The organism is bacterium, from assembly GCA_017744355.1.
In the GTDB taxonomy this organism is placed as follows: Bacteria; Cyanobacteriota; Sericytochromatia; order S15B-MN24; family UBA4093; genus JAGIBK01.
This window is the reverse complement of sequence record JAGIBK010000002.1, coordinates 489,218-513,232: the sequence shown is the minus strand read 5'-3', so window position 1 is coordinate 513,232 and position 24,015 is coordinate 489,218. Positions and strand designations below refer to the sequence as shown.

The following is a 24,015-nucleotide window of genomic DNA, read 5'->3' as shown; positions in this document are numbered from 1 at the left end:
CAATAATAGGATCAATCATTTGGAAGTATAGCATCAAGCAAGCTTTAGGGGCCCTGCGTGGGCGCTAAACGGGCAACTCTCCGGGCTGCATCATGCAAACGCGGTTACGGCCCTCTTGCTTGGCCTGATATAGGGCGTGATCCGCCAGGGCCACCATCCGGTCGGCGGCGTCTTCGGGACGCGGAACGAGGGTGGCGACCCCGAGGCTCATCGTGACGCAGGGCGCGGCTTTCGAGCCAGCGTGCGGGATAGCCAGCGCTTCGACCTGGCTCCTGACGCGCTCGGCGATCTGCTCGGCTCCAAGCGCATCGGTGTCGCTGAGGATGATGCTGAACTCTTCGCCGCCGTAGCGCGCGACGAGCTCGCCCGGGCGATTGACCTGGCCGGCGAGGGCCTTGGCGACCTGCCGCAGGCAGTCATCGCCCGCCTGGTGACCGTAGGTATCGTTGAAGACCTTGAAGTAATCGATATCCAGCATGACCAGGGAGAGGGGTGTTGCCTGGCGGCCGCAGCGCTCCCACTCGCGCACCAGGACCTCATCGAAGATGCGGCGGTTCGGAATCCCGGTCAGGCCGTCGGCTTCGGCGAGATGCCGGTACTTTTCGTAGGCGACCTGAAGCTCCTCGGTACGCTCATGAACCCGGCGCTCGAGCGTCTGGTTCGAGACTTCGAGCGAGCGGGTCAGCTCCAGGAGGTCGCCCTTCTGGAGCTCGAGATCGCGCAGATTTTGCTGGAAGTGCCGGTTGAGGATCCGGAACTGCCGCAAGCTGAAGAGCGCGAAGAAGCCGAGCGCAAGCAGCATGGCGATAGCACCCACGAGCATGGCCCAGGCGTTGGAGTCGCCGAGGCGCTCCTGGCGCTCCCGGAGCAGGTCGCCTTCGTGGTCGTGCATCGCGCGCAGGCGGTCGTGGATCTCGGCCAGCATCGGCGCCCCATCCGCCGCGAGCATCAGGCGGATGGTGTCGGGCGTGGCCGGCGTTGAAATCTTGGTGCTCAAATGAGCGTTGTGATACCAGTGGGGAATCAGGCTGCGGATCTTGCGGATCGCCTCACGCTGAGCCGGATTGTCGGCGACGAGGTTCTCGATGCTGCCGGCGAGCGCATCGACGCGCTCCTGGCTCTGAGAGAACTCCTTGAGGAACTCGGGCCGGGCGGCAAGACGATAGCCGCGCAAGCCGGCGGCCGCGTTGGCGAGCAGCGAGTCCAGCTGGCTGACCCGTTCTTGGACCTGCACCGTGTGCGTCACCTTGTCGGCTTCGGCCCGGACCTTGGCGAACTGCCACACGAGGATCGCGCAAAGCAGCACGATGACGAGGGTTGGCCCCATGCCGTTGACGATCAGCGTGCGCCGCAGCGTATCCGAACCGACTCCACTTTTCTTCAAGCGTCTGGTGCTCCGCTCTTACCTGGTCTCTTGAACGCTCGCGGGTATCCCTTGCAAGGCTGTTCGCCTCGATGATAGCACGAAAGGATTGGGCCAAAGCTGCCTCGTCGCTCGCGTTGCGATGCGCCGTCAGACAGTGACCCAGGGCCTCAGAGACGAAGCGACGATCGCCTCCTTCAACACGCCTCGACGAGCGAGCCCCGGCACCAAATGGCGCCGGGGCTCGCTCGTGCATGAAAAGGCGGGCTCAGTCGCGGGGCACCGCTCCCGCGAGGCGCGCTTCCTCGTGGGTGGGGTAGTCGATGTAGCCCTTGGAGCCGCCCGCGTAGTGGGTCGAGCGGTCCGAGACGGCGAGCGGCAGGTCCGCTTCGAGGCGCTCCAGCAGGTCGGGGTTCGCGATGTAGGCCGCCCCGAACGAGAAGAGGTCACCCTGGCCGTTCGCGAGCAGGGTCTCGGCCTCGGCCTTGGTCAAACCGCCGTTGACGATCAAGGGGCCCTTGAAGCGACGACGCATCTCGGCGAACGAGTCGAAGGTCTGATCCGCCGGGCTGAACTGAGCCTGGCGCGTGACGTGGAGGTAAGCGAGATGGCGCTTGGCGAGCTCATCTGCCAGGTACCCGTAGGTCTCGCGGGCCGTCTCGTCGACCATGTCGTTGAAGCCCTGGCCGGGCGAGACCTTGATGCCGACGCGATCGGCGCTCCAGGCTTCGGCCATGGCGTCGATCACCTCGAGCACGAAGCGGGCCCGGTTCTCGGGCGAACCGCCGTAGGCGTCGGTGCGCTGGTTGCTGTTGGTGCTGAGGAACTGGTGGGGCAAGTAGCCGCTGGTCGCGTGCAGCTCGACCCCGTCGAAGCCCGCCTCGCGAGCGTTGCGGGTGGCCTGGGCGAACTCGGCGATGATCGCCGGGATTTCGTCGGTCTCGATCGCCCGGGGGGCGACCATCTCCTGCATACCCGCCTGCTCGGTGTAGACCTTGGCCTTGGCGGCGATCGCCGAAGGCGCCACGATCTCGGCCCCCTCGGGCTGGTTGAGGGGGTGCGCCACGCGGCCCACGTGCATGATCTGGAGGACGATGGTGCCGCCCTTGGCGTGCACCGCGTCCACCACCGCGCGCCAGCCCTCGATCTGCTCGGGGGTGTAGATGCCCGGGGTGCGGCTGTAGCCGAGACCCGTGGCGGACGGTGCCGTGCCCTCGGTGATGATCAGGCCCGCCGAGGCGCGCTGGGCGTAGTAGGTCGCCTCGAGCGCGCCGGGGGTCGCGTCCTGCTCGACGCGGCTGCGGGTCATGGGGGCCATCACGATGCGGTTCTTGAGGCGAAGGGCGCCGACCGTCACGGGCGTAAACATGCGAGGGGTCCTTTCTTGTGGTTGACTGCATTTAGAATAATTCTAATTCTCAACGGAGTCAACCGGATAAGGGGCTGTAGTCCGCCCCCGGCCGGGACAACGGGGCGATCGAGGGTATAATGCGGTGCGCCCGCGTCACAGAGGAAAGTTGCCATGCCGCTCCAGGTCTCAGCCCCCATGCAGCTGGTGCAGCGCCTCCAGCAGGCCGTCGCCGCACCTCGCGAGGCCCTCGTCGTCACCGTCTGCACGGCGATCGCGGGCGGCCACCTCCTGCTCGAGGACGTGCCCGGCGTGGGCAAGACGCTGTTGGCCAAGCGTCTCGCCGAGTCGTTGGGCCTGGGCTTTCGCCGGGTCCAGTTCTCGCCGGACCTCTTGCCAAGCGATCTGACGGGTGCCAGGGTCTTTCGCCAGGTGGATGGCACCTTCGCGTTCGTGCCGGGCCCCCTCTTCACCCCGGTGCTCCTGGCCGACGAGATCAACCGGGCCTCACCCCGCGTCCAGGCCGGCCTGCTCGAAGCGATGGAAGAGGGCCAGGTCTCGGTGGACGGCACCACCTACCCTTTGAGCGATCCGTTCTTCGTCATCGCCACCCAGAACCCGGTGCACTTCGAGGGCACCTACCCACTGCCCGAGGTCCAGCTCGATCGCTTCATGGCGGCCGTGAGCCTGGGCTACCCCTCGTTCGAAGCGGAGCTCGCGCTGCTCGAAGGGCGCCATGGCAAGGGGATCCCCGCGGAAGCCATGCCCGCCGAGAGCCTTCAGGCCTGGCGCCAGGCGGCCGCCGAGACCCACGTGGCCCCCGAGCTGCGCCGCTACTTGCTCGCGATTGTCCATGCGAGCCGCAACTGGCCGGACGTCGTCCTCGGCATCAGCCCCCGCGGGGCGCTCGCGTGGCAAGCCCTCGCCTGCGCCCACGCCTTCGTTCAGGGACGCGGCCACCTGGTGCCGGACGACCTCAAGGCGACGGCCGTCCCGGCCCTCGTCCATCGTCTGGTGCTCAGAGGCGAGGCCTCGCGCGCTCGCGCACAGCGCGTGGTCGAAGCACTGCTCGCCCAGGAAGCCATCCCTCGCTAGATGAGCCTGCGCCTAACCCTGAGCGGCCGCGGCACGGCGGTCCTCGTCATCGGGGGGCTCTGCCTCCTGACGGGGTCCGCCCTGCGCCTGCCCCTCTTGAACCTCTCGGGCGACGCGCTGCTCTTGATGCTCGTCTTGGCCTTCATCCTGGGGGTGCTTGAGCGGCGCGGCGTCACCCTCGACGCGCGTCTCGCGACAGATCCCGAGGCGGGCGGCAGCCGGCTACTGGGCGTGAGGGTCCGATCGAAGAGGCAAGCAGGCCCTTTCGGGCTCGCCGTCCGGCAAGACAAGCGCTGGAGCGAGGATGTGCCCGTCGTCCTGCCCGACACCGCCGCGCACCGCTTGCGGCTCTTGCCCCCGCGCGATCGCACCCCGATCGTGGTGCGGCTTCGCACCTTCCCGCTCGGCCTGCTCGCCGTCTCCACCCTCACCCGCATCCCGTGGCCCCAGCAAGAGACGAGCCCCCCGACGCGCGAGGCGGCGCGAGAGGAAAGTCGACAAGCACCACATGGCCCAATTGCCGAGCCCTCGGGCGGCATCCGTGAGCATCGGCCCGGCGAAAGGATCCGCGACGTGCACTGGGGGGTCAGCGCCAAGAAACAGGCGCTGGTGGTCAGGCTGCGCGATCCCGAGCCCCTTTCCGCCCCGCGCCGCACCCCTTGGTCGAACTCCGAAGCCCCCAGGCCCGCCCTGGATCTGGGCCTCATGCACCTCGCGACAGGCCTTGCCACCCTCTCGGCGATCGCCTTCGCCTGGCTGAGCGGCCTTGCCCCAGTGGGGATCGCGGGCGTCGCCGGCATGCTCGCCGCCTTCGGCAGCACCGCCAGCGCGCGCCGGCAGGGCAAACCGGCACGCTGGCTGCACGCCTTGCTCTACCTGGGCATCCTCGCGGTACTCGGCTTCTTCCTTTGGCAATTGAAGCACCCGGCCGCCTCGCGCAGCGCGATGGTCGAGCTGGTTCTCTTGGTGATGGGGCTGTTCGCATGGGATCTGCGCAACCGCGCCTACCTGCGGGCCCAGCAGCTCTTCGCCCTGCTGACGATCGCGATCCTGCCCGCCTTCGTCGCCCCGCGCGACACCATGCTCGTCGGCTTGAGCTACGGCGCGACCCTGCTTGCGCTGTGGCTCGCCAGCTGGGTCGACGGGCGCCATGCGATCGGTTTCGCCCGCGTCCGGCTCCAGGACTTGCGCAACCTGCCCTCTCGCTGGCTGCCACTCGTGGGGATCGGCCTTACGGCCTACCTCGCCCAGCCCTATCTCCCCGCGCTGCCTTTCCCCGAGCTGCCCACCTTCGGCTTGGCCCAGGCGCAGCGCGCGCAAGCCCTGACCCGCGCCTCTCGCCTGCCGGGCGAGGCGGGATCCCTCTCCCTGGATGCGCGCTGGAGCACCGACGACACCCCCGCCGCTCGCCTCGAAGGCCGCCCGCCGCTGCGGCTGCGCGTCGAGACCTTCGATACCTACCGGAACGGGCGCTGGACGCGCCAAGACCTCGCCCCCACGACCCAAGCGCCCGCGCATCGCGAAGGGCCCCAGCGCTGGCTGACCCTGCTCGCCCCGGACATGGATCGGCTCCCCCTTCCCGAGACCACCATCGGGGTCCTGACGCCCCTCGAACGCCCTCACCTTCGTCGCGACGGCAGCCTGCGCAATCCGACCGGCCTGCGCGAGGGCTACCGCTACCGCGTCACCCTGGGAAGCGAAGCGGCCTGGCGTAAGGTTCCCCCGAGCGGTTCCGAGAAGGCATTCGACCGGATTCCAGGGGAGTTTGCCCATCGTGCGCCGGTGTACGCCGCCGGCGCGTCGAGCGATGACGCGGCCATGGCGGCGCTGATTCGCGTGATCCAGCGCGACACCCGCTACGACCTCGACGCGCCACGGGCGACCGGGGGAATGGACCCGACGCATTTCTTCCTGACGGCGAGCCGCCGAGGCTTCTGCCTCCATTACGCCTCGGCCCTGGCCTTGCTCGGACGAGGCATCGGCATCCCGACGCGCCTGGTGGTGGGCTACGCGCAAGGCGAGCAACAGGAAGACCACGTCCTCTACAGGGCCAAGGACGCCCACGCCTGGGTGGAGGCCTTCGCGGACGGGCAATGGGTGAGCTACGACCCGACGCCCGCCAGGCGCTCCACCCTGCCCGCCCGCGATCCCAGGCTCTTCATCCTGGTCGCGGTGCTCAGCGCCCTTCTTCTCTACGGCGCTTGGCGGCGTCGCCTGCCGCCCGCTACCCGCGCGTACCAGCGCGCCCTGAAGCGGCTCGAACGACGCGGGGTGCCGATCACCGCCGCAACCTCGCCGGCCGAGGCCCTCGCGCTCGCTTCCTCCGTGCTCGCCCCGGCCGCCCATGCCGAGTTCGCCGCCATCGTCCAGCGCTACGACGCCGAGCGCTTCGCGCCACCCAAGCGCAAGCGCGACCCTCGAAAGGACGGGTGACAAGCGAGCGCCGTGGAGGTAGAATCGAACCGGCTATCGAACAAAATTTCGAACCTCTTCGAAAGGAGCCGCCATGTCGCGCCGCGCCATCATCGTCGAATCGCCCAACAAGGCCAAGACCATCCGGCAGCTGCTCGGCTCGGGCTACGAGGTGGTGGCGACGGTCGGGCACTTCCGGGACCTGCCCGAGAAGGAGCTGGGCGTCGCCCTCGATCGCGACTTCGCACCGACCTACGTCTACGCCTCCGACAAGAAGGACGTGGTCGCCAAGCTCAAGGCCCTCAAGGGGCGCTACAAGCCCGAAGACATCTTCGTGGCCTCCGACGCGGACCGCGAGGGTGAGGCCATCGGCTGGCACATCGCCGAGACGATCGGCCTGCCGGCCCGGCAGGTCCAGCGGCTCGAATTCCACGAGATCACCCGCGAGGGCCTCAAGCGCGCCTTCTCCAAAGTGCGCCCCCTCGACATGCACCTGGTCGACGCCCAGCAGGCGCGCCGCATCCTGGATAGGCTGGTCGGCTACAAGGTGAGCCCCATCGTGCGCAACCGCCTGCCGAACGAGGCCAACCTCTCGGCCGGGCGGGTCCAGTCGGTGGCGCTGCGGGTCGTGGTCGATCGCGAGCTCGCCATCCGCGCCTTCAAGCCGACCGAGTCCTGGTCGGTGCACGCCTTCTACCACGTGCCGGGGCAGGGCCCCGACGCCATGTTCGAGGCCGAGTACGTGGGCAAGCACGCGGACGGCAAGGCCCCACGCAAGCAGGTGATCGCCAAGCGTGAGGACGCCGAGGCGATCGCCGAGGCCCTGCGCGGGCTCTCCCATGCGGTCGCGCGGGTCGATCGCAAGGAGGCCAAGCGCAATCCCCCCGCCCCGCTCATCACGAGCACCATGCTCCAGCAGGCCTCGAGCCAGCTCAAGATGGGCACCGACGAGACGACCCGCCACGCCAAGGCCCTCTTCGAGGCGGGGCTCGTCACCTACATCCGCACCGACGAACCCAGCGTCAGCCCCGAGTTCCAGCAAGAAACCCTCGCCTACCTGCGTGAGCAGCACGGCCCCGAGATCGTGCCCAGCAAGCCCAACATCCACAAGGCCAAGAGCGCAAGCGCCCAGGGCGCCCACGAGTGCATCCGCCCCACCCGGCTCGGCCAGGAGCCCCCGGACAGCATCGAGCCGCGCGCCCGCCAGCTCTACGCGCTCATCACCAAGGTCTACCTCGCCAGCCAGTGCCGCCCGGCCGTCTTCGACGCCACCGAGGCCTGGATCCACGCGGGCGAGCATGCCCTCAAGGCCAGCGGCCGCGTGCTCAAGCAGCGCGGCTACCTCACGATCCTCGACGACCGGGACGCCAAGGAAACCACCCTGCCTGCCCTCTCGGCCGGCCAGGCCCTCATGCTCAGCCGCGTGCTGCCCAAGCAGCACTGGAGCAAGCCCCCCGAGCGCTTCACCGAGGCGACCCTCATCAAGTACCTGGAGGCCAAGGGCATCGGGCGCCCGAGCACCTTCGCCTCCATGGTCTCCTTGATCCTGCGCAAGGAGTTCGTGACCAAGGCCGACCGCAAGTACCTGGCCCCCACCCCGCGCGGCGAGAAGCTCGACACGGAGCTACGCACGCACTTCGCCCCGGTCATCAACGAGGGCTTCACCGCCCAGCTGGAAACCGAGCTGGACCGCATCGCCGAAGCCAAGCATGCCTGGCGTGGCTTCTTGGGCACCTTCTGGGAAGCCTTCACCCCGCTGCTCACCGCAGCGCAGGCGGGCGTGCCCTCGCGCGGGGTGCCGCAGAAGAGCGCGCGCCAGAGCCCCGCCCCCAAGACGGGCGCCCGCAAAGGCCGCAAGGGGAAGGGCGAAGCGACGAGCGGTGCCAAGGGTGAGGTCCAGGCCCTCTTCGACAACCCGCCGTGCTACCGCTGCGGCGCGCTCATGCGGCGCGTCACGAGCCAGAAGAACGGTAAGGAATACCTCTGCTGCTCGCGCGACCGCGAGAGCTGCGACTTCATCATGGACGCCGAGGCGCTGAACAATCCGCCCTGCCCGCTCTGCAAGGCCCCGACCCGCCTCTTCCCCTCGGGGACGGGCTACGGCTGCGTCCGGTGGCGCAAGGACGGCAAGAACTCCTGCGGCGGGATCGTGAACGCGCCCACCAACAAGAAGACAGGCTAAAGCTAGACGCCCGCGAAGACGGCGATGAGGGCGATCGCAGCCGGCAAGCCCTGGACCCAGAGGATGGTTCGATTGACGGTGACGGCCCCGAAGGCGCCCGCCACCAGCACGCAGGACAGGAAGAAGATGGCGAGGGCGCGCGCCATCTGAGGCTCAGCGGCAAGAAGCGCCCAGCAGAGGCCGGCGGCGAGAAAGCCGTTGTAAAGCCCTTGGTTGGCGGCAAGCGACGCAGTCGAGGTCGCGTACTCCTCGGTGAAGCCGAAGACCTTGCGGCCGAGCGGCCGGTTCCAGAAGACGGCTTCGAGCATGAAGAAGAAGAGGTGCTCGACGGCGACCAGGCCGATCAGGATCTCAGCGACCATGCAATCTCCGTGCGCTAGGCATCCGACGAGGGCTTATTGGGCTTGAAGAGGCCGGCCAGGTTATCGACGCCTTCCTTGAGGTTCTTGGCGAACCAGTCCAGGGTGGAGTCGATCGCCTTCATCGCCGTGCGCGCGGCCATCTCGGCACCCTCGACCGGGTGCGCGAGGGCGTGCGAGAGCTTGCGGTCGGTGTCGCCCGAGTTCTGATCGTTGCGGCGCGAGTAGAAGAGCGAAAGCTCGACCATCAGGCCCCCGAGGGCCATGGGCAGAAGCAAGGGGGCGAAAGGCGCGCTCACCGTCGCCAAGAAGAGGCCCGCGCTCGAGGCGATGCTGCCGACGGCGAGCGCCTTGGTGGTGTTCGAGGACTCCTTGGCCTTGAAGACGTCGTGGCCGATCCAGATGGAGTTGGCGAGTGCCGCCACGTTCAGGAAGGGCAGCGCCTTGCCCAGCCCCCTGAAAATGCTGCCGACCGGGGTCTTCATCAGCCAGTCCACGCCGCGGCCGAGGGCCGAGACCGTCGGGGCGAGGGCCTTGGAGCGCGAGGCGATCTTGCCGACGCCGCTCGCTGCCGAGATGAGCTCCTTGCCGAGGGTGATGCCGCCCTGGACGTGGGTGGCGAGGTTCAGGGCGGAGCGCGTCTTCTTGGTGGGCGAGGCGACGGGCGAGGTGAGGGTCTGGACTTCCTTGGCGGCGGCCTGGGCCTTGTCCTTGAGTTTCTGGTCGCCCTTGGCGAGAATCACCACGTCGGCGACGAAGGCGAGGGGCGCCAGGGCCGGGGGGGCGTTCTCGAGCACCGCCTTGGTCGCGGCCGCTGCGCCGAAAGCATCGCCGTTGGCCACGGCCGTCATGCCGGCGACCACCGTCGCACCGTTCGCGATGCCGGTCTTGAGCGAGTCGTTGGTGGTGACCTTCTCGCCCATGGCCTTGGCGGCCTCGGTGACGGCGCCGACCGAATCCCCCGAAGCGGCGGCCGAGGCCACCTTGACCTGAGCGCCGACCACCGAGCTGACGAGTTTGTCGGCCTTGGTCGCCGCGTTCTTGATCAGTTCGCTCTCGGTCGAATCCAACTTGGGTTGCGCATCAGCACCCTGCTCCTGGCCAGCCGTCTCGGACGCCTCCTCTTCGAGAGGGCGCTTGCGGAGCCAGTGCGGCTGATAGTTGCTGTTGGTGCTTCCGATGCTGGACATTGACCTAACCCATTAACAACGCGCTAACAAGCCTTACCAGATTATCGTACCCAGCAAGCGGATCTTGCGTCGGGCAATCTTTCTTATCCTTTGGCTGCTTTTCCGGCACAAGGGTTGCTTCGAACTTGGCCTGGCGCGTGGGCGGGACTAAGATGCCCCTCCAAGAGCGCCTCGAAGCGCATGAAAAAGCGAGGAGGCTTGAAATGTTATCAACCCTGACTCAGAACTGGTGGCTCCTGATGGTCCAAGGGGTCCTCGCCGTCCTGATGGGGGTGGCCGCGATGGCCTGGCCCATCGCCACTGCGGCGGCCCTGGTCATCCTGTTCGGGGCCTACGCCCTGACCGACGGGATCGTCACAATCATCGGCTCGCTCGCCAACCGGGTAGGTGAGCACCGCTGGCTGATGCTGACACTGGGCGTCGTCAGCGCGATCGCAGGCCTCGCGGTCTTCGCCATGCCGGTGGCCGCCGGGGTCACCCTGTTCTACGTGGTGGCGACCTGGGCCGTCATCCGCGGCGTGGCGCAGATCGTCGCTGCCTTCCAGGTCAAGAACGAACAGACGAGCCAGATCCTCTTGGGGCTCGGCGGCTTGGCCTGGGTGGTCTTCGGGATCATGGCCATGACGCGACCGGCCATCGGCTTCCTGGCCCTGATGGCCACCATCGGGGTCCTGGCCATCATCGCCGGGTGCCTGCAAATCGGCCTCTCCTTCCGGGTCCGGAGCTTCGGGGACAAGCTACGGGTCGCCATGCTCGACGAGGGGACGCTCGCCCGCGCCCGCGAGAAGGCGGCCGAGCGCGAAACCCATCGCTGAGCGGCCAGGCCGCAAAAGGTCAAGGCGAGCGTCAGCGTTCGCCTTGACCTTTCGATCGCGAATTTGTGACAATCATTCTCATTTACTCGACCAAGGAGACCCGCCCATGGACATGCACGACCTGATCGCCTCGCGGCGCACCACCTTCCTGTTCCAGGATCGCCCCGTGCCCGACGCGGTCATCCAGCGCGCGCTGCAAGCCGCGAACTGGGCCCCCAACCACAAGCACACCTATCCGTGGCGCTTCGTCCTGGTCGGGCCCGAGATGCGGCAGCGGCTCGCGGACTACTTCGCCGATCGCGCCGAGGCCAAGTTGCGCGCCCGAGGCGGCGGCGAGGCGGACGTGCCTTCCGCCCGCAGTGCCGCCCGTGCCAAGGCCCTCGCCGTTCCCTTCCAGGTGATGGTCTACGCCGTGCAGGAAGGCGACGAGATCCGGCAGCGCGAGGACTACGCCTCCACCTGCTGCGCCGTGCAGAACTTCCTCCTGGCCGCCTGGGCCGATGAGGTGGCGAGCGGCTGGAAGAGCTTCGACACGCCGCAGGCCTACGCGCTCTTCGGCATCGATCCTGCGACCACGCGGATCGTCGGCCTCTTGCAGCTCGGCTACGAGACCCAGCGCCGCGAAGGCCGCCGCCCCCCGGTCGAGACGGTCGTCACGCACACCGCTTGAGCGAACACCAGCGCCTGCCACTTCCCCTTCGCCGAATGAAGGGCTAGGCTCCAGGAGTCATGCCGAAAGAGAGGAGAAAGGCCATGCCCGAAAAGCGAAAGGAGCCCGTCCGCGGCGTGGGGCCGAAGGAAGAGCGCATGTACGAGCACATCAAGGAATCCGCCGAGAAGTCGGGCCGCTACCCGGGCCGCGAGGAGGAAGTCGCAGCCCGCACGGTACTCAAGCACCACAAGGAAGAAGGGCATCCCAAGGGCAAGTAAGCCAGGGGCTCACTCGCCCCGCGTCACCACGATGCGGTGCAGGTACTTGGATCCCGGCAGCGACGAGAAGGTGAGCTCACGCTTCGTATCGCCCGCGAAGTGATAGGTGAGGATGGTGGCCCCGCTGCGGCTGCTGACGCGCCGCTCAAAGGGCTTGCCGTACCACCGCTCCACGTCGTCGACGGTGTAGGGGCTCTTGAGGGTGAGCGCGCGCTTGACCTGGCTCTCCAGGTAGAGCGGCCCCTCCACCAGGTAGTAGATGACCTCCTGCACGTCGCCCTTGCCGGTGGCGTACACGTCCACGCCGCCCGCGTAGGGGGCGCGATCGCGAATCAGGAAGTGCCGCCCCTCGGGACCCTCGGTATCCAGCTCGGGCGCCCGGCCGAGCCAATCGGCCAGCACACGCTCCGTCGGCACCTCCTGGGTCAAGAAGCGCTCCCAGTCGCGCTTGTCCGGATCAGGGGCCGCCATGGCGGCAGGGGCGAGGGCGAGGAGGACCGCGAGGGTCGCGACGTGCTTGGTCATTCTCTACAACTCCAGCTTGAATCTTGGCCGATACGCGACAGCCCTTCATTGTGGCATGAGAAGGGACGCGCCACCACCGGCTCATTCGAGGAAGTGACGCCATGCGAGCACGACCCAAGCAGGACCCGGCCCTGGGCCACGACGACGTGCTGCCGTCCTGGAACACTGGGGCGGCCCGAGACGCCATCCTGCGCTTCGTCGAGGCCGTGACCACCGAGGGCGGCGCGGGCTTCGTCCCGCCCGAAGAGCGGATCGCCGTCTTCGACAACGACGGCACCCTCTGGTGCGAGCAGCCCGCCTACGTGCAAGGCTTCTTCCTGGCCGAGCAGGCGCGCTGGAAGGTCCAAGACCATCCGACCCTTCGAAACCAGGCGCCGTACCGAAAGCTGCTCGACGCCACGTCCGGCACCCTCGAAGCGATGCACATGACCGAAATCGTCGAGCACATCGCCCGGATCAACGCGGGGCTGACCCAGGCCGAGTTCGAGCGCGAGGTCTGCACCTTCTTCGCGACCGACCTCCATCCCCGCTTCGGAGTCCCCTTCAACGCCTTGACCTACCAGCCGCAGCTCGAACTGCTCGATTTCCTGCGGGCCCACGCCTTCCGCCCGCTCATCGTGAGCGGCGGCGGCCTCGACTTCCTGCGGGCGGTGAGCTGGCAGTGCTACCGCATCCCGCCCAACGACGTCATCGGCACCGAGATCGATTACACGGTGCGCGAGCAAGAGGGCTACTTCCTGCCCATCCGCTGCGACATCACGCGCTATCCCTTCAACGACGGGCCGTACAAGGTCCAGCGGATCATCTCCCGGATCGGGGGCCGGCCAATCCTCGCGGTCGGCAACTCGCGCGGCGATACCGAGATGCTGCGCTACGCCCGGGATCCGGCCCGCCCCTCGCTCTCGCTACTCATCAACCACGACGACGCCGTGCGCGAGTACGCTTACGACACCCAGCGCCCCATGTGGGAGCACGAGTCCCCCACCCTCCCCGAGCTGGCCCATGCCTACGGGTGGCAGCTCGTCAGCATGCGCCGGGACTTCAAGCGCATCTTCGCCTTCGAAGCGCCCCCTATCCCCTGAGGCCTCTCGCTCAACCCCGCTCCTCGGGCACCTTGAGCGAAACCGGCGCCAGGGCGTGCCGGGCAGGACCGTCGAGCACCTCGCCGCTCACGGCGAAGCGAGAGCCGTGGCAGGGGCAATCCCAGGTCGCTTCGAGGCTGTTCCAGTGGACCACGCAGCCGAGGTGCGTGCAGACGGCGCTACAGGCGTGCAGCGCCCCGGTCGCGTCGCGGGCGACGGCGACCTTCTGTCCGTCTTGCTCGAAGATCTGGCCGTCGCCGGGGCTCAAGGCCGCCAAATCGGGCTGAGGCTCGGGTTTCAGGCGCTCGACCAGATGGGTCGGGTAGGCGAGGTTCTCGGAGAGGAAGGTGACGGCCCCCGCCTTGAGACCGAAGCGATCGGGGTTGAAGATGTTGGCGGCGGGGACCTCGCGCTCCAGGATCAGGTCGGTGAGACGCATGCCAGCGTAGGTGCCGAAGGTCATGCCGTTCCCCGCAAAGCCGGTCGCCACGAACTCGTTCTTCGCCGCACCGTTTCGCCCGATGAACGGCAGACCATCGGCCGGGTCGAGAATCTGCCCGCTCCAGCGGTACATCAGCTCGTAGGAGCGATCCCCCAGGGCTTCTCGCGCGTAGGCCTCCAAACGCTCGAAACGGCGCTCCGGCTCGGCCTCCTGCCCGGTGCGGTGGTCCTCGCCGCCGATGAGGACCAGGTCGTACCCATCTTGAGGCGCCTGGCGCCAGTAGTGGTAGGGGTCTTCCGTATCCCATGCGAGCGCCTGGGAAAAGGTGCCCGGCGCCACCTTGAGCGCGATCACGTAGGTCTGGTAAGCGGCGACCTTCGAGACCAGTAGGTTGTTATCGAGCGGATGATGGGTCGTATAGACCACGCGCTCGGCCGTCACCGTCCCGCCCGGGGTCTCGAGCCGGCAGGGCTCGCCTGCCCGGACCCGGGAAACGTCGGTGTGCGGGAAGATCGCCACCCCGCGCGCGCGCAGGCGCTCGGCGAGCGCGAGCAGGTAGCGCCGGGGATGGAATTGCCCTTGCTCCGGAAGGATCAAGGCGCCGAAACTCGCCTGGGGATAGGGCAGCGCGTCCGTGAAGGCGGCCGGATAGCCGAGCGAGAGGGCGAGGCGCACCTCCTCACGGACGAAGGAGACGGCCTCGACGGTCGAGGCGTAGTGATAGGCGGGCACCCGGCGAAAGTCGCAGGCGATCCCCTCGCGCGCCACCACCTGCTCGATGAAGTCGATGGCGGTCTTGCCCGCCTCCCAGGCGGTCTTGGCGACCTCGGCGTCGAAATCCTTGACGAGCTTGCTGAGCGGGGCGTCGCAGATTTGCGTCAGCATGGCCGTCGTCCGCGACGACATGCCCGAGGCGACGTCCCGCCGATCAAGTACGGCGACCGTCTTCCCCGCCTGCTGAAGCAGGTAGGCGCAGGTCAAGCCGGCGATCCCCGCCCCGACGATCGCCACATCCACCGCCAGATCGCGATCCAGCCGCGGCCAGTCCGGAGTAGCCGTCGTGGCGGCCCAGAGCGATACGGTCATCACACCCTCCTCGGCTCGTGCCCATCCCGCTCACCTTAGCCGATGCGCACCATCCCCCCAACAAGCGAACAGAACCGCCAGGCGGCCTTTCATCGCTGTGGCATAAAGCGGCCGAATGCGATACAACGAAGAGCGATGTCGGCGACGTCGCCTGCCTCTCACGACGAAGGAGTATCACGCCCCATGACCATGAACCCCGGCCCGATCTCCCCCGAGTCCCTCATGATGACCTACGGCTACAACCCCTTCCTCTCGGAAGGCGCCGCGAAGCCACCCATCTTCATGACCTCGACCTTCGTCTTCAAGACCGCCGAAGAGGGCGAGCAGTACTTCAAGTGGGCCTACGGCCTCGAAGCCCGCGAGAGCCACCAGACCATGGGGCTCATCTACTCGCGCCTCAACAATCCCGGTCTTCAAATCCTCGAAGAGCGCCTCGCCCTCTGGGATTCCGCCGAGATGGCCCTGAGCTTCGCGAGCGGCATGGCCGCCATCAGCACCTCGGTGCTGGCGCACACCAAGCCCGGCGACGTGGTGCTCTACAGCATGCCGGTCTACGGCGGCACCGAGTTCCTGTTCCAGAACATCCTGCCCAAATTCGGCATCGAGACCCGCCCCTTCGCGGCGGACTTGCCCCTCGACGAGCTGGAGGCGCTCGCGCAATCCCTCGGCGATCGCCTCGCTATCCTCTACGTCGAGAGCCCCGCGAACCCCACCAACGTCATGATCGACCTCGCGGGCGTCACGGCGATCGCCCGCCGGGCCTCCAGCGCCGAGCGCAAGGTCCTGACCTTCGTGGACAACACCTTCCTGGGCCCCATCTTCCAGAAGCCCCTCGCCCAAGAGGCCGACCTGATCCTGTACTCGGCCACCAAGTACATCAGCGGCCACAGCGACGTGATCGCAGGGGCGGTGACCGGCTCCAAGGAGGTCGTCGAGGCCATCTCGACCTACCGCACCATCATGGGCTCCATGCCCGACCCGTTCTCGTGCTGGCTCTTGATGCGCTCGCTCGAAACCCTCAAGATCCGCATGGAGGCCCAGGCCGCCAACGCGGTGCGCATCGCCGAGTACCTGAACCAGCACCCGGCCGTCCAGCAGACCCTCTACCCGACGCTGCTGGAGCCCGGCACGCCCCAGCACGCCATCTACACCAAGCAGTGCTCGGGCCCCGGCGCCATCGTCTCCTTCGAGATCAAGGGTGGCAAGGCCGAGGCCTTCCGCTTCCTCAACGCCGTCAAGCTGTGCAAGCTCGCCGTCAGCCTGGGCGGCACCGAGAGCCTGGTCGAGCACCCGGCCACCATGACCCACAGCGACATCCCGCCCGAGAGCCAGCGCGCTTGCGGCATCACCGAAGGGCTGATCCGCCTGTCGGTGGGCGTCGAGAATCCTGAGGACCTCATCCGCGACATCGAGCAGGCGCTCCAGGCGAGCCAGATGCCCGCCGCCGCGGCGCGGGCTTAGCTCCCCTCCTCAGGGCTGGCCGAGGCGATCGCGCAAGTCGATCCCGAGCGCCTTGGCCAGCCGTAGCTCGGCGCCGACCTCGTCATAGACGGCCTGGATGTGCTGGGCCTGCGCGCCGGCCACCATGGTCGCCGCATCGATCGCTTCGGTCCCGCTGCCGACCCCCGCCTTGAAGCGCACACGCGCCAGCTCGTAGCCGGCCTTCGCCGTCGCAAGGCCCGTTTCGGCCGCCTTGATCCGGGCCTGGGCTTCGCGGCGATCGGCGATCGCCTTCTGCACCTCCAAGCGCAGCCCGTTCTGCAAGGCCCGCACCGTGGCGGCGGCCGCCTCGGCACTCTGCTCGCCCTGCTTGACCTTGGCATCGGTCTTGCCGCCGTCGAACAGGGTCCAGTTCACCGTCCCGAGCACCGCGTAGCCAGGGACCTGGCTGCCCATCCCCACGACGATGCCCTGGGCCGCCGCGACAGGCAACTTCTCGCGAGCCTTGATCTCGGCGCCGAGGCGCTCAATCTGCTCTTGGCGCTGGGCCATGCGGACCTCGGGACGCCGGGCAATGCCTTCGGCGATCGCTGCCTCTTCGACGGCGCGCGGCGCAAGCGAAGGCGCCGCTTCAAGGGGCCGATTCCCCAGCTCCTCGTGCATGGCCGTGCTCAGGCTGAGCCGCGAGAGTTCGACCGCGTTCTGCGCCTGGACCACCTTTCCCTCGGCATTGGCAAGCGCAGTCTTGGCCTGCAACAACTCGAAGCGCGAGCCGATGCCCTTCTTCTCGCGCAACTCGCTGTCCGAGACGTGCTGCTGGGTCTGACGCTGGGCCGCGTTCGCTGCTGAAAGCAGGCTCTCGGCCCGCAAGACGTTAAGGTACGCATTCGCCGCCTCGTACGCCGCCGTCTGGCGCGCGTTACGCACGTTCTCGGCGGCAAGCTCCTGGCCGACCTTGGCGGCCTTCGCTCCGACGCTCGTGCGCCCGCCGTCGTAGAGCACCTGGCTCACCGTCAGCGTCTCGTGCAGCGCGTTGGGCGACATGCCCGGCAGGTACTGATCGAGGGCCCCCTTCAAGGTCGGGTTCACGATCCCCAGGTGCATGGGCATCACCGAGACCGAAACGGTAGGCGCGTTCTGGGCCTTAATCTCTTGCTCGCGGGCCGCTGCCCCCGAAGCCTTTGCCTCGGCTCCTTGGATCAGTTCGCTGGTCGCGATCGCCCGCCGCATCGCCTCGTCGAGCGTCAGGGGCTGCACCGGGCCCTGGGCCCAGGCGGCGGGGGCAGCAACGGCGAGCGCCACCCAGGCCGCCACGGCGCCGCGGGCGTATCGATTCAGGGCGCTCATCGGGTCACCTCCGCCGGATGCGACGCGAGCCCCAGGGTGATCGCATCGGAATCGAGCGCAAAGCCGTCGGCGCGCCACAGGTCGTGCAGGTAGGCCGCCTCGAGGCGGATCCCGGGGGCGACGCCAAAGCCGAGCGAGACGCCGGGCTTGAGGCCCCAGGTCCCCGTGAGGTTTGCGGGCGCCTGGGCCATGGTCACCGCCGCCACGGGGTACCAGGCCACGTCGGCCGAAAGCACCAGCCGCGGATGAATCGCCCACTCGGCGGCAACGCCGACGCCCGGCGCAAGCCAGGTCTGGTCGAAGTCGAGCGCCGTGCCCGTGTAGCGCGATCCGGAATTGTGGGCCTGGAGGCTGCGGTAATCGAGCGAGAGGTATGGGGCCCAGGCCGCCGCCCCCGCGACGTGCCAGACACGGCCCAGGCTCAAGCTCGTCTCGAAGGTCTCGGGACTTGCGACCGTCGCGTCGGGCGAAAGCGGCGAGAAGCCGTCCGCCAGACGCACGTTGGCGCGATCGCGCGTGCCGTCGAGGCGCCACAGCCAGTTCTCCCAGCGCCCTTGCCAGCGCAAGCCGAGCCCGTTGTCGATGGCGCCTGCCACCCCGTTGCCGCTCTCGGCCGCGTTGAAGGTCCGGTACTGGTAGCGCAAGCCGAAGGCGTTCCCGAGCAGGTCGGCCTCCGGCGCCTGCGCCTCGGCGGCGCAGGCGGGAGATGCCGCCAAGGCGCTCGTAAGCACGGTGAGGATCGAAAGGGCCCGCAGGCCCCGCGTCTGAATCGATGCCATGGGAACGTCTCCTTAAAGGCTCGCCGTCGCGGGCCCGATGACGATCGGGGCCGACTTGGCGACGGTGACCGAGAGGTAGCGGCGGCCCGCGCTGCTCTGGAGAAGCATGACGGTGCGGCCGGCAGGGTCCGTGACGGGCGGCTGGGTCAACGGGGGCAAGGTCGCCACCCAGGTGCCGCCCTTGCCGAGGCTCAAGGGCGCGGGTTTGCCGCTCAGCACCAGGGCAGGGGCTTGCCCCGCGAGGATGTCGGCCGGCAAGGCGCCGGGAGCAAAGACGTACGAGACGGTATTGGTCGCCCCGACCGCCGTCACGAGCTGGGTCGCTGCGATCGCAGCGCTCGGCGAGCTCTCTTTGGGGGTGACGACGAGCTGCGCGAAGGAGTCGCAGCCCGAAAGAAGCGTGGCCGCTGCAAGGGCCACCGCCAGGTGCTTCATCTCCATTGTGGAAAGGTCCTTTCTAAAGCGTCGCGTTCGCCTGTGCGAGGCGCGCATCCGGTACCGGCGCCTTCGCCACGGCCCGCGCGCGCAACCACACGAGCGCCACGAGCGAAACGAGCGTCATGGCGAGCAAGGCCACGAAATCCGTGGCGAGCGATTCGAGCCCGTGGCCCTTCGAGACGACCTCCCGGATGGCGTGGAGGTAGTAGGTCAAGGGCAGTAGCTGGGAGACGACGGCGAGGGGCTGGGGCATGGCCATCTGCGGCCAGGTGAAGCCCGAGAGCATGAAGGAGGGAACGGCGATCAGCATCGCCACCTGGGTCGCCATCAGCTGGGTCGAGAAGGCAAAGGAAATAAGCAAGCCGAGAGCGGCAACCGCAAGGCAAAAGACGCCGCTCACCAGCAGCACCGGCCACAAGGGGCCGTGAACGGGCAGGCCGAAGCCGAAGACGGCGACCGAAAGGCAGAGGACCGTCATGGTCATCGTGACGAGCCAGTAGGGCAGGGTCTTCCCGAGCCACAGCGCCCAGAAGGGCGTCGTTTCGAGGGTCTGATGCCAGGTGCCCGCCTCCTTCTCGCGGGTCGCACCAAGGGCGACCCCGAGCAAGAGCACCTGCTGCAGCGCGGCCCCCACCAGCCCCAGCACCATGAAGTCGGCGTACGAGAAGGTCGGGTTGAAGAGGACCCGGTAGCGGTAGTCGATCCCGGTGAAGGTGCGCTCGCCGACGCTCCCCCACTGGCCGCGCGCGGCGAGCTTCTTGAGGGTGATGCCGGCCGAGATGGTCTTGATGTCGGTGTTGGCGGCGCGCACGGCGGTGTTCGAGACCATCATGTTCGCGCCGTCCACCAGGGTGAGGACCGCCGCCTCGCGCCCACGCTTCACGTCCTGTTCGAGCGAAGGCGGGATGACGACCGCCACCGCGGCCCGAGCCGCGTCGATCTCGGCCAAGGCCTCGGCCTCGCTTCTCAGGTGCGCCGTCACCCGGAAGGTCTGGTCCTGGTCCAGGGCCCGCACGAGCTCGCGGCTCAGGGCGCTCCGGTCCTGATCGACCACCACCAGGGGCAAATCCGTCACGCGCTGGGCGCTGTAGAGCCAGCCGAACATCGCGCAGTAGAGGACCGGCACGATCAGCATGACGTTGCGGATCGTCTTGTCTTTGAAGATCGTGCGCCACTCGCGCCCGAAGACCCGGACGAAGGCTTGAGAGGCGCTCATGAGACCTTCTCCTTCCGGGGCTGCCACTCGACCGTGTAGCCGGGCAGCAGCTCGGGCTCTTCGACGCGCAGCTTGACGGTGAAGGCCCGCACGTCGCGCTCGCCCAGCTCGCGGGTCGCCTTGCGGACCGCGAAATCGGCCGAGGGCGAGACGGCGAGGACCTTGGCGGCGACCCGTCGGTCCATGGCAGGCACGTAGAGCTCTTGCCGCTCGCCGGCGCGGATGCCCGCAAGGCGCTGCTCGTCCACGTAGAACTTCACGTAGCGCGCGCGCACGTCCTCGACCGTTACCACCAGCCCGCCCTGCGGCACCAGCTCGCCTGGGTTGATCGCCACGGTCTTGACCACCCCGTCCACCGGCGCGAAGAGGTGGGTGTTCCGAAGCGCGGCCTGCGCCTCGTCCACCAGGCCCTTGGCCTGCTTCATGCCGGCCTCGGCGGCGGCCACGTCGAGGGCCTTGAGCGAGACCTGGACCCGGTTCGCCATGGCCTGGTCGTAGACGGCGGACGCCTGCGCGACCTGGGCCCGCGAGGCCGAGAGCTGCTCCTGGCGAGCGCCCTTGCGGGCCATCCGCAGCTGCTCCTCGGTCGCCTCGCGCTCGGCGCGCAGCTTGTCGTACTGGGCGAGGGCCTCGTCGTGCTTGGCCTTGGCCACCCCACCCGCCTGATAGAGCTCCTTGATGCCCTCGTAGGCGACCCGCGCGGCGCTCTCGCCGGTCTTGGAGGCCCTGAGCTTCGCTTCGAGCTGGGCCACCTCTTCGGGGCGCGCCCCGTTGCGCATGGCGTCGAGCTGCGCGTTCGCCGCCTGGACGGCCGCCTGCGCCTGGTGGACCTGGGCGCTGCTCGCGCCGTCCATCAGAGAGACGCCCTGCCGCGCCTGGGCCGCGCGGACCTCGGCGAGGGCGTAGGCCCCCTCGGCCTGCTCGAGCTTGGCCTGGACCTCCTCGGAGGTCAGGCGGGCCACCTCCTGGCCTGCCTTGAGGGTGTCCCCCTCGCGGACGGTCACGGCCGCCACCCGGCCGGGCAGCTTGAAGGCCAGATCGATCTCGGTGCCCTCGACCACCCCCGTCAAGGCCGGTCCCTGGGTGGTGTGGGACTGGGTCGCCTGGGCGAAGCCGAGCGCGACGCTGAAGGCGAGGGCCACCCCCGCGAAGGCGATGACTCCACGCCGGGTGCGGCTGCGCTCGGCCTGCGTGGGTGGCTCGTGGCGTTCGATTCCCGTTTCTTGTTCCATCATCGTGTCCTCTCGTTCCGTGTGGGGATTAACCGAGCGCCAGGCGCTCCATGCGAAGAACGGTGCCGCGCGTCGGCTCCACGTCGACCTCCTCGCCCCGGAAGTGCTTGCGCAGCACGACCATCCCGATCATCCCGAAGGTGGCCGAGGCCGCCGTCGGGATGTCCAGCTCGGCTGCGATCGCCCCTTGGGCCTGCAACTCGGCGAGCGTCTTTTCGAGGAAAGCGAAGAAAGGGCCCAGGTGGCTCCAGGCCGCCTCGGTGTGCGTCTGGCGATTGGAAGCGGAGGCGAGCAGCACCCGGCAGAAGTCCCGCTCGCGCGCCAGCACCCGGAAGAGGGCCTCGTGCAGGGCCGCGACGCGTTCGAGGGGCAAGAGGCCCTCGAACGAGACCGCCTGCGCGATCGCCTCCGTCAAGTCCGCCAGGCCCTGCGAGAGCACGTAGGCGTAGAGCGCTTCCTTGTTCTTGAAGTGGTAGTAGAGCGTACCCTTGGCGACACCGGCCGCCTCGGCGATCTCGTCCAGGGTCGTCTCGTCGTAGCCCCGCTGGGCGAACATGGCGAGCGCTCCGGCGCGAATCTTGTCCTTGGTCATGACAGCCTCTCTTTGAACTGACTGGTCAGTACAAAGAGGACGATAAATCTAACTAAGTTAGGTAGTCAAGCCGCTTTCACGAAACGTAACACCCGAGCGAAAGAAGGCCGGCTAGCCCTCGAGGCCGCGCAGGGTCGAGTCGTCGTACTCGGGCGCACGGCGGATCACCGCGAGGGTGCCGTCCGTTTCAAGGACAATCGCCTCAACCTGGCGCAGTGACTTTAGGCCGCTTTTGCGAGCGGCGGCGAGCAGCTCCTGCTCGGTGATGCACTGGCGATCCATGGCCGAGCGGATGAAGCCCTCGCGATAGAGCAAGAGGGGCTTGGTCGTCAGCGCGGCGGCAAGGCGCGGGAAGCGGTACGTCAGCCGAGAGACCGAATAGTGCAGGGCGGCGAGTAGCAAGAAGGCGGTAATCGCCTCGTCGAGCTCGACCTCCTTGGCGGTCAACAGCCGCCCGAAGGTCGCACCCATCGCCACTGCGACGATCACATCGAAGGTCTGCATCCGGCCCAGCGATCGCTGCCCGGTGACGTGGAGGATGACCAGCAGACTCAGATAAGAAAGCGTGCCGACGAGGATGATACGCAGCAGCGGTGCCAAGCCCCCATACACGAACTCCATCCCTGCCTCCATCCGCGCTCCCCTTGCCGGGCATCCGGATCGTGCCCGGCGGGCCCCGCACAAGGCTAGGGCAAATCGTCGGTTCTCTTGCTCGGATTGGACGAGCCTACCCCCGTCAAGCTGAGCGTGCGAAGGGCATCTGAGCATCATTTCGAGGCGAGCGCAGGCGGGATCGCCAGGCAGGACGCCTTGAAAAGATATGTAATATTTTGCATCATATGACAATGAATAGATCATGCACCCATCGACGCACATGAGGGCCCGCGCATGAACGTCACCAACCCGATCACCACGCTCAAACCCGCCGCTTCGTTGGCTTTCCCGGCGATCCTCCGCAAACCCTTCCTGCTCGCTTGCCTGTTCTTGGTGGCCTTCTTGCCCCTGGGCGGCAGCTTGCTGCGCTGGAAGGGCCTTCCCCCGGGCTACGGCGCCTTTCCGCCGCCTAGGGTCGCACCGCCGCCCGGGCTCGACACCCGGTACCTCGTGGTCTTCTCCCTGGTCGCCCTCGGACTGTGCCTGTACCTGGGGGCGCCGCGCCTCTTCGGCTTCAAGGCGCCGGTGCGGGTCGCCCCAGCGAAGGCCGGTCCGCTCCCTGCCTGGTTCGCTCCGGGCGTGGCGGTCATGGGGGTCAGCTGGGGCCTGATGTGGTTCGGGTCGGGACTGCTTGCGCGCTTTAGCTTCGTGCCCCTCTGGTGGGGCTTCATCTACGCGCTCGACGGCCTGGTCTACGCCCGCACGAACGGGCGCTCCATCGTCGGCTCGCGCAAGCACGAGATGCTCATCCTGGCGCTCGTCTCGGTGGTGGGCTGGTACCTGTTCGAGTACCTCAACTACTTCGCGCTCGGCAACTGGTACTACCCCCACGCGCACCTGCTGACGCCGTTCGGCAACGTCGTCTGGTACACCCTCTCCTACACGACGATCTGGCCGGCCTGCTTCGAGTGGTACATGCTGCTCATGACCTTCCCGGCCATTCGCCGGCGCTGGGCCGATGGCCCGAAGATCGCCCTCTCGCGCGGCCTGATGGCGGCGAGCCTCATGACGGGCCTCGCGCTCCTGTTCCTCATGGGGCGCTTCCCCTACCCCATGTTCTGGGCGCTCTGGGTCGGCTCGCTGCTGGTCATCATGGGCGGGCTCAAGGTGGCGGGCTTCTGGACCCCCTTCGATGCCATGGCCCAGGGCGATTGGTCCCGCTTCAGCGTCATGGCGCTTGCGACCCTCTTGAACGGCTTGTGCTGGGAGGTCTGGAACTACGGCAGCCAGGCCTTTCGCAACGGCGTCCCGTCGAACCCCAACTTCTGGGGCTACGACGTGCCCTACGTGAACGTCATCCACCTCTTCTCGGAGATGCCCTTGCTCGGGTACTTCGGCTACCTCTGCTTCGGGCTCCTGGTCTGGGTGGTGTGGGTGGCGATCGCGCACCTGGTCGACCTGGAGCCGGACTTCGCCCACCAGGAGGTCATGGCGGCCGTCCAGGCGGCCACATCATCCGAGAACCTGCCGGCAAAAGCCGGCTAGGAG

The 24,015-nt window shown here is 68.0% G+C and carries 22 protein-coding genes; 9 read left to right on the top strand and 13 right to left on the bottom strand.

All coding sequences use genetic code 11. The features are described from left to right. Positions 1–64 precede the first annotated feature (64 nt). Together J7643_07920 and J7643_07915 are read right to left on the bottom strand one after the other, a co-directional pair. Positions 65–949: a GGDEF domain-containing protein gene (locus J7643_07920; protein ID MBO9540501.1), complete on the bottom strand. Its 885-nt coding sequence runs from the start codon at positions 947–949 to the stop codon at positions 65–67. Between the two features lie 682 nt (positions 950–1,631). Continuing rightward, positions 1,632–2,732 carry an alkene reductase gene (locus J7643_07915; protein ID MBO9540500.1) on the bottom strand — a complete coding sequence of 367 codons (1,101 nt, stop codon included), beginning with the start codon at positions 2,730–2,732 and terminating at the stop codon, positions 1,632–1,634. A gap of 153 nt (positions 2,733–2,885) precedes the next feature. Between J7643_07915 and J7643_07910 the strand changes: the two genes are divergently transcribed. From J7643_07910 to topA, 3 genes are all read left to right on the top strand, one after another. Beyond that, positions 2,886–3,806, top strand: a complete 921-nt coding sequence (locus J7643_07910; protein ID MBO9540499.1) for an AAA family ATPase — start codon at positions 2,886–2,888, stop codon at positions 3,804–3,806. Next, positions 3,807–6,239 carry a DUF58 domain-containing protein gene (locus tag J7643_07905; GenBank protein MBO9540498.1) on the top strand — a complete coding sequence of 811 codons (2,433 nt, stop codon included), beginning with the start codon at positions 3,807–3,809 and terminating at the stop codon, positions 6,237–6,239. A gap of 73 nt (positions 6,240–6,312) precedes the next feature. Beyond that, positions 6,313–8,400 (top strand): type I DNA topoisomerase, encoded by a 2,088-nt coding sequence (topA, locus tag J7643_07900; protein MBO9540497.1) that lies wholly within the window; start codon positions 6,313–6,315, stop codon positions 8,398–8,400. 2 nt (positions 8,401–8,402) lie between these two features. On the opposite strand, the gene J7643_07895 is transcribed toward topA, so the two are convergent. After that, positions 8,403–8,762: a DUF1304 domain-containing protein gene (locus J7643_07895; GenBank protein ID MBO9540496.1), complete on the bottom strand. Its 360-nt coding sequence runs from the start codon at positions 8,760–8,762 to the stop codon at positions 8,403–8,405. 14 nt (positions 8,763–8,776) lie between these two features. Further along, positions 8,777–9,949, bottom strand: coding sequence for a hypothetical protein (locus tag J7643_07890; protein MBO9540495.1), 1,173 nt, complete (start codon positions 9,947–9,949; stop codon positions 8,777–8,779). A gap of 203 nt (positions 9,950–10,152) precedes the next feature. Here J7643_07890 and J7643_07885 point away from each other — a divergent pair, with 203 nt between their 5' ends. From J7643_07885 to J7643_07875, 3 genes are all read left to right on the top strand, one after another. Then, positions 10,153–10,764: an HdeD family acid-resistance protein gene (locus tag J7643_07885; GenBank protein ID MBO9540494.1), complete on the top strand. Its 612-nt coding sequence runs from the start codon at positions 10,153–10,155 to the stop codon at positions 10,762–10,764. A gap of 106 nt (positions 10,765–10,870) precedes the next feature. Next, positions 10,871–11,434 carry a nitroreductase gene (locus J7643_07880; GenBank protein MBO9540493.1) on the top strand — a complete coding sequence of 188 codons (564 nt, stop codon included), beginning with the start codon at positions 10,871–10,873 and terminating at the stop codon, positions 11,432–11,434. An 83-nt stretch (positions 11,435–11,517) separates the two neighbouring features. Beyond that, positions 11,518–11,694, top strand: coding sequence for a hypothetical protein (locus J7643_07875; protein MBO9540492.1), 177 nt, complete (start codon positions 11,518–11,520; stop codon positions 11,692–11,694). A gap of 9 nt (positions 11,695–11,703) precedes the next feature. Here the strand turns inward: J7643_07875 and J7643_07870 are convergent, their stop codons facing one another. Beyond that, positions 11,704–12,219 (bottom strand): hypothetical protein, encoded by a 516-nt coding sequence (locus tag J7643_07870; GenBank protein ID MBO9540491.1) that lies wholly within the window; start codon positions 12,217–12,219, stop codon positions 11,704–11,706. 101 nt (positions 12,220–12,320) lie between these two features. On the opposite strand from J7643_07870, the gene J7643_07865 reads away from it, so the two are divergent. Then, positions 12,321–13,301: a haloacid dehalogenase-like hydrolase gene (locus J7643_07865; GenBank protein ID MBO9540490.1), complete on the top strand. Its 981-nt coding sequence runs from the start codon at positions 12,321–12,323 to the stop codon at positions 13,299–13,301. A 10-nt stretch (positions 13,302–13,311) separates the two neighbouring features. Here J7643_07865 and J7643_07860 read toward each other — a convergent pair whose 3' ends face one another. After that, complete coding sequence (locus tag J7643_07860; GenBank protein MBO9540489.1) at positions 13,312–14,829, bottom strand: FAD-dependent oxidoreductase; 1,518 nt, start codon at positions 14,827–14,829, stop codon at positions 13,312–13,314. Positions 14,830–15,012: 183 nt separating this feature from the next. Between J7643_07860 and J7643_07855 the strand changes: the two genes are divergently transcribed. Next, a complete protein-coding gene (locus J7643_07855) occupies positions 15,013–16,290 on the top strand; it encodes a cystathionine gamma-synthase family protein (GenBank protein ID MBO9540488.1) in 1,278 nt (425 codons plus the stop codon). Between the two features lie 9 nt (positions 16,291–16,299). Here J7643_07855 and J7643_07850 read toward each other — a convergent pair whose 3' ends face one another. From J7643_07850 to J7643_07820, 7 genes are all read right to left on the bottom strand, one after another. Next, the gene (locus tag J7643_07850; GenBank protein ID MBO9540487.1) at positions 16,300–17,616 is read right to left on the bottom strand and encodes a TolC family protein; all 1,317 of its coding nucleotides are present in this window, start codon (positions 17,614–17,616) and stop codon (positions 16,300–16,302) included. Continuing rightward, positions 17,613–18,395: a hypothetical protein gene (locus J7643_07845; GenBank protein ID MBO9540486.1), complete on the bottom strand. Its 783-nt coding sequence runs from the start codon at positions 18,393–18,395 to the stop codon at positions 17,613–17,615. The genes J7643_07850 and J7643_07845 overlap by 4 nt, the downstream gene beginning before the upstream one ends. A 12-nt stretch (positions 18,396–18,407) precedes the next feature. After that, positions 18,408–18,836, bottom strand: a complete 429-nt coding sequence (locus J7643_07840; GenBank protein ID MBO9540485.1) for a hypothetical protein — start codon at positions 18,834–18,836, stop codon at positions 18,408–18,410. Between the two features lie 16 nt (positions 18,837–18,852). Next, positions 18,853–20,049, bottom strand: a complete 1,197-nt coding sequence (locus tag J7643_07835) for an ABC transporter permease (protein MBO9540484.1) — start codon at positions 20,047–20,049, stop codon at positions 18,853–18,855. Then, positions 20,046–21,281: an HlyD family efflux transporter periplasmic adaptor subunit gene (locus J7643_07830; GenBank protein ID MBO9540483.1), complete on the bottom strand. Its 1,236-nt coding sequence runs from the start codon at positions 21,279–21,281 to the stop codon at positions 20,046–20,048. Before J7643_07830 ends, J7643_07835 begins: the two co-directional genes overlap by 4 nt. A 28-nt stretch (positions 21,282–21,309) precedes the next feature. After that, positions 21,310–21,873 carry a TetR/AcrR family transcriptional regulator gene (locus J7643_07825; protein ID MBO9540482.1) on the bottom strand — a complete coding sequence of 188 codons (564 nt, stop codon included), beginning with the start codon at positions 21,871–21,873 and terminating at the stop codon, positions 21,310–21,312. A gap of 111 nt (positions 21,874–21,984) precedes the next feature. Next, complete coding sequence (locus J7643_07820; protein ID MBO9540481.1) at positions 21,985–22,494, bottom strand: DUF421 domain-containing protein; 510 nt, start codon at positions 22,492–22,494, stop codon at positions 21,985–21,987. Positions 22,495–22,761: 267 nt separating this feature from the next. On the opposite strand from J7643_07820, the gene J7643_07815 reads away from it, so the two are divergent. Beyond that, positions 22,762–24,012 (top strand): small-conductance mechanosensitive channel, encoded by a 1,251-nt coding sequence (locus tag J7643_07815; GenBank protein ID MBO9540480.1) that lies wholly within the window; start codon positions 22,762–22,764, stop codon positions 24,010–24,012. Positions 24,013–24,015: the final 3 nt, after the last annotated feature.

What these genes read in the sequence shown, in the direction of transcription:
- J7643_07920 (MBO9540501.1), bottom strand. Translation starts at nt 949, where the DNA reads ATGCTCGCGGCGGATGGGGCGCCGATGCTGGCCGAGATCCACGACCGC.
- J7643_07915 (MBO9540500.1), bottom strand. Translation starts at nt 2,732, where the DNA reads ATGTTTACGCCCGTGACGGTCGGCGCCCTTCGCCTCAAGAACCGCATC.
- J7643_07910 (MBO9540499.1), top strand. Translation starts at nt 2,886, where the DNA reads ATGCCGCTCCAGGTCTCAGCCCCCATGCAGCTGGTGCAGCGCCTCCAG.
- J7643_07905 (MBO9540498.1), top strand. Translation starts at nt 3,807, where the DNA reads ATGAGCCTGCGCCTAACCCTGAGCGGCCGCGGCACGGCGGTCCTCGTC.
- topA (MBO9540497.1), top strand. Translation starts at nt 6,313, where the DNA reads ATGTCGCGCCGCGCCATCATCGTCGAATCGCCCAACAAGGCCAAGACC.
- J7643_07895 (MBO9540496.1), bottom strand. Translation starts at nt 8,762, where the DNA reads ATGGTCGCTGAGATCCTGATCGGCCTGGTCGCCGTCGAGCACCTCTTC.
- J7643_07890 (MBO9540495.1), bottom strand. Translation starts at nt 9,949, where the DNA reads ATGTCCAGCATCGGAAGCACCAACAGCAACTATCAGCCGCACTGGCTC.
- J7643_07885 (MBO9540494.1), top strand. Translation starts at nt 10,153, where the DNA reads ATGTTATCAACCCTGACTCAGAACTGGTGGCTCCTGATGGTCCAAGGG.
- J7643_07880 (MBO9540493.1), top strand. Translation starts at nt 10,871, where the DNA reads ATGGACATGCACGACCTGATCGCCTCGCGGCGCACCACCTTCCTGTTC.
- J7643_07875 (MBO9540492.1), top strand. Translation starts at nt 11,518, where the DNA reads ATGCCCGAAAAGCGAAAGGAGCCCGTCCGCGGCGTGGGGCCGAAGGAA.
- J7643_07870 (MBO9540491.1), bottom strand. Translation starts at nt 12,219, where the DNA reads ATGACCAAGCACGTCGCGACCCTCGCGGTCCTCCTCGCCCTCGCCCCT.
- J7643_07865 (MBO9540490.1), top strand. Translation starts at nt 12,321, where the DNA reads ATGCGAGCACGACCCAAGCAGGACCCGGCCCTGGGCCACGACGACGTG.
- J7643_07860 (MBO9540489.1), bottom strand. Translation starts at nt 14,829, where the DNA reads ATGACCGTATCGCTCTGGGCCGCCACGACGGCTACTCCGGACTGGCCG.
- J7643_07855 (MBO9540488.1), top strand. Translation starts at nt 15,013, where the DNA reads ATGACCATGAACCCCGGCCCGATCTCCCCCGAGTCCCTCATGATGACC.
- J7643_07850 (MBO9540487.1), bottom strand. Translation starts at nt 17,616, where the DNA reads ATGAGCGCCCTGAATCGATACGCCCGCGGCGCCGTGGCGGCCTGGGTG.
- J7643_07845 (MBO9540486.1), bottom strand. Translation starts at nt 18,395, where the DNA reads ATGGCATCGATTCAGACGCGGGGCCTGCGGGCCCTTTCGATCCTCACC.
- J7643_07840 (MBO9540485.1), bottom strand. Translation starts at nt 18,836, where the DNA reads ATGGAGATGAAGCACCTGGCGGTGGCCCTTGCAGCGGCCACGCTTCTT.
- J7643_07835 (MBO9540484.1), bottom strand. Translation starts at nt 20,049, where the DNA reads ATGAGCGCCTCTCAAGCCTTCGTCCGGGTCTTCGGGCGCGAGTGGCGC.
- J7643_07830 (MBO9540483.1), bottom strand. Translation starts at nt 21,281, where the DNA reads ATGGAACAAGAAACGGGAATCGAACGCCACGAGCCACCCACGCAGGCC.
- J7643_07825 (MBO9540482.1), bottom strand. Translation starts at nt 21,873, where the DNA reads ATGACCAAGGACAAGATTCGCGCCGGAGCGCTCGCCATGTTCGCCCAG.
- J7643_07820 (MBO9540481.1), bottom strand. Translation starts at nt 22,494, where the DNA reads ATGGAGTTCGTGTATGGGGGCTTGGCACCGCTGCTGCGTATCATCCTC.
- J7643_07815 (MBO9540480.1), top strand. Translation starts at nt 22,762, where the DNA reads ATGAACGTCACCAACCCGATCACCACGCTCAAACCCGCCGCTTCGTTG.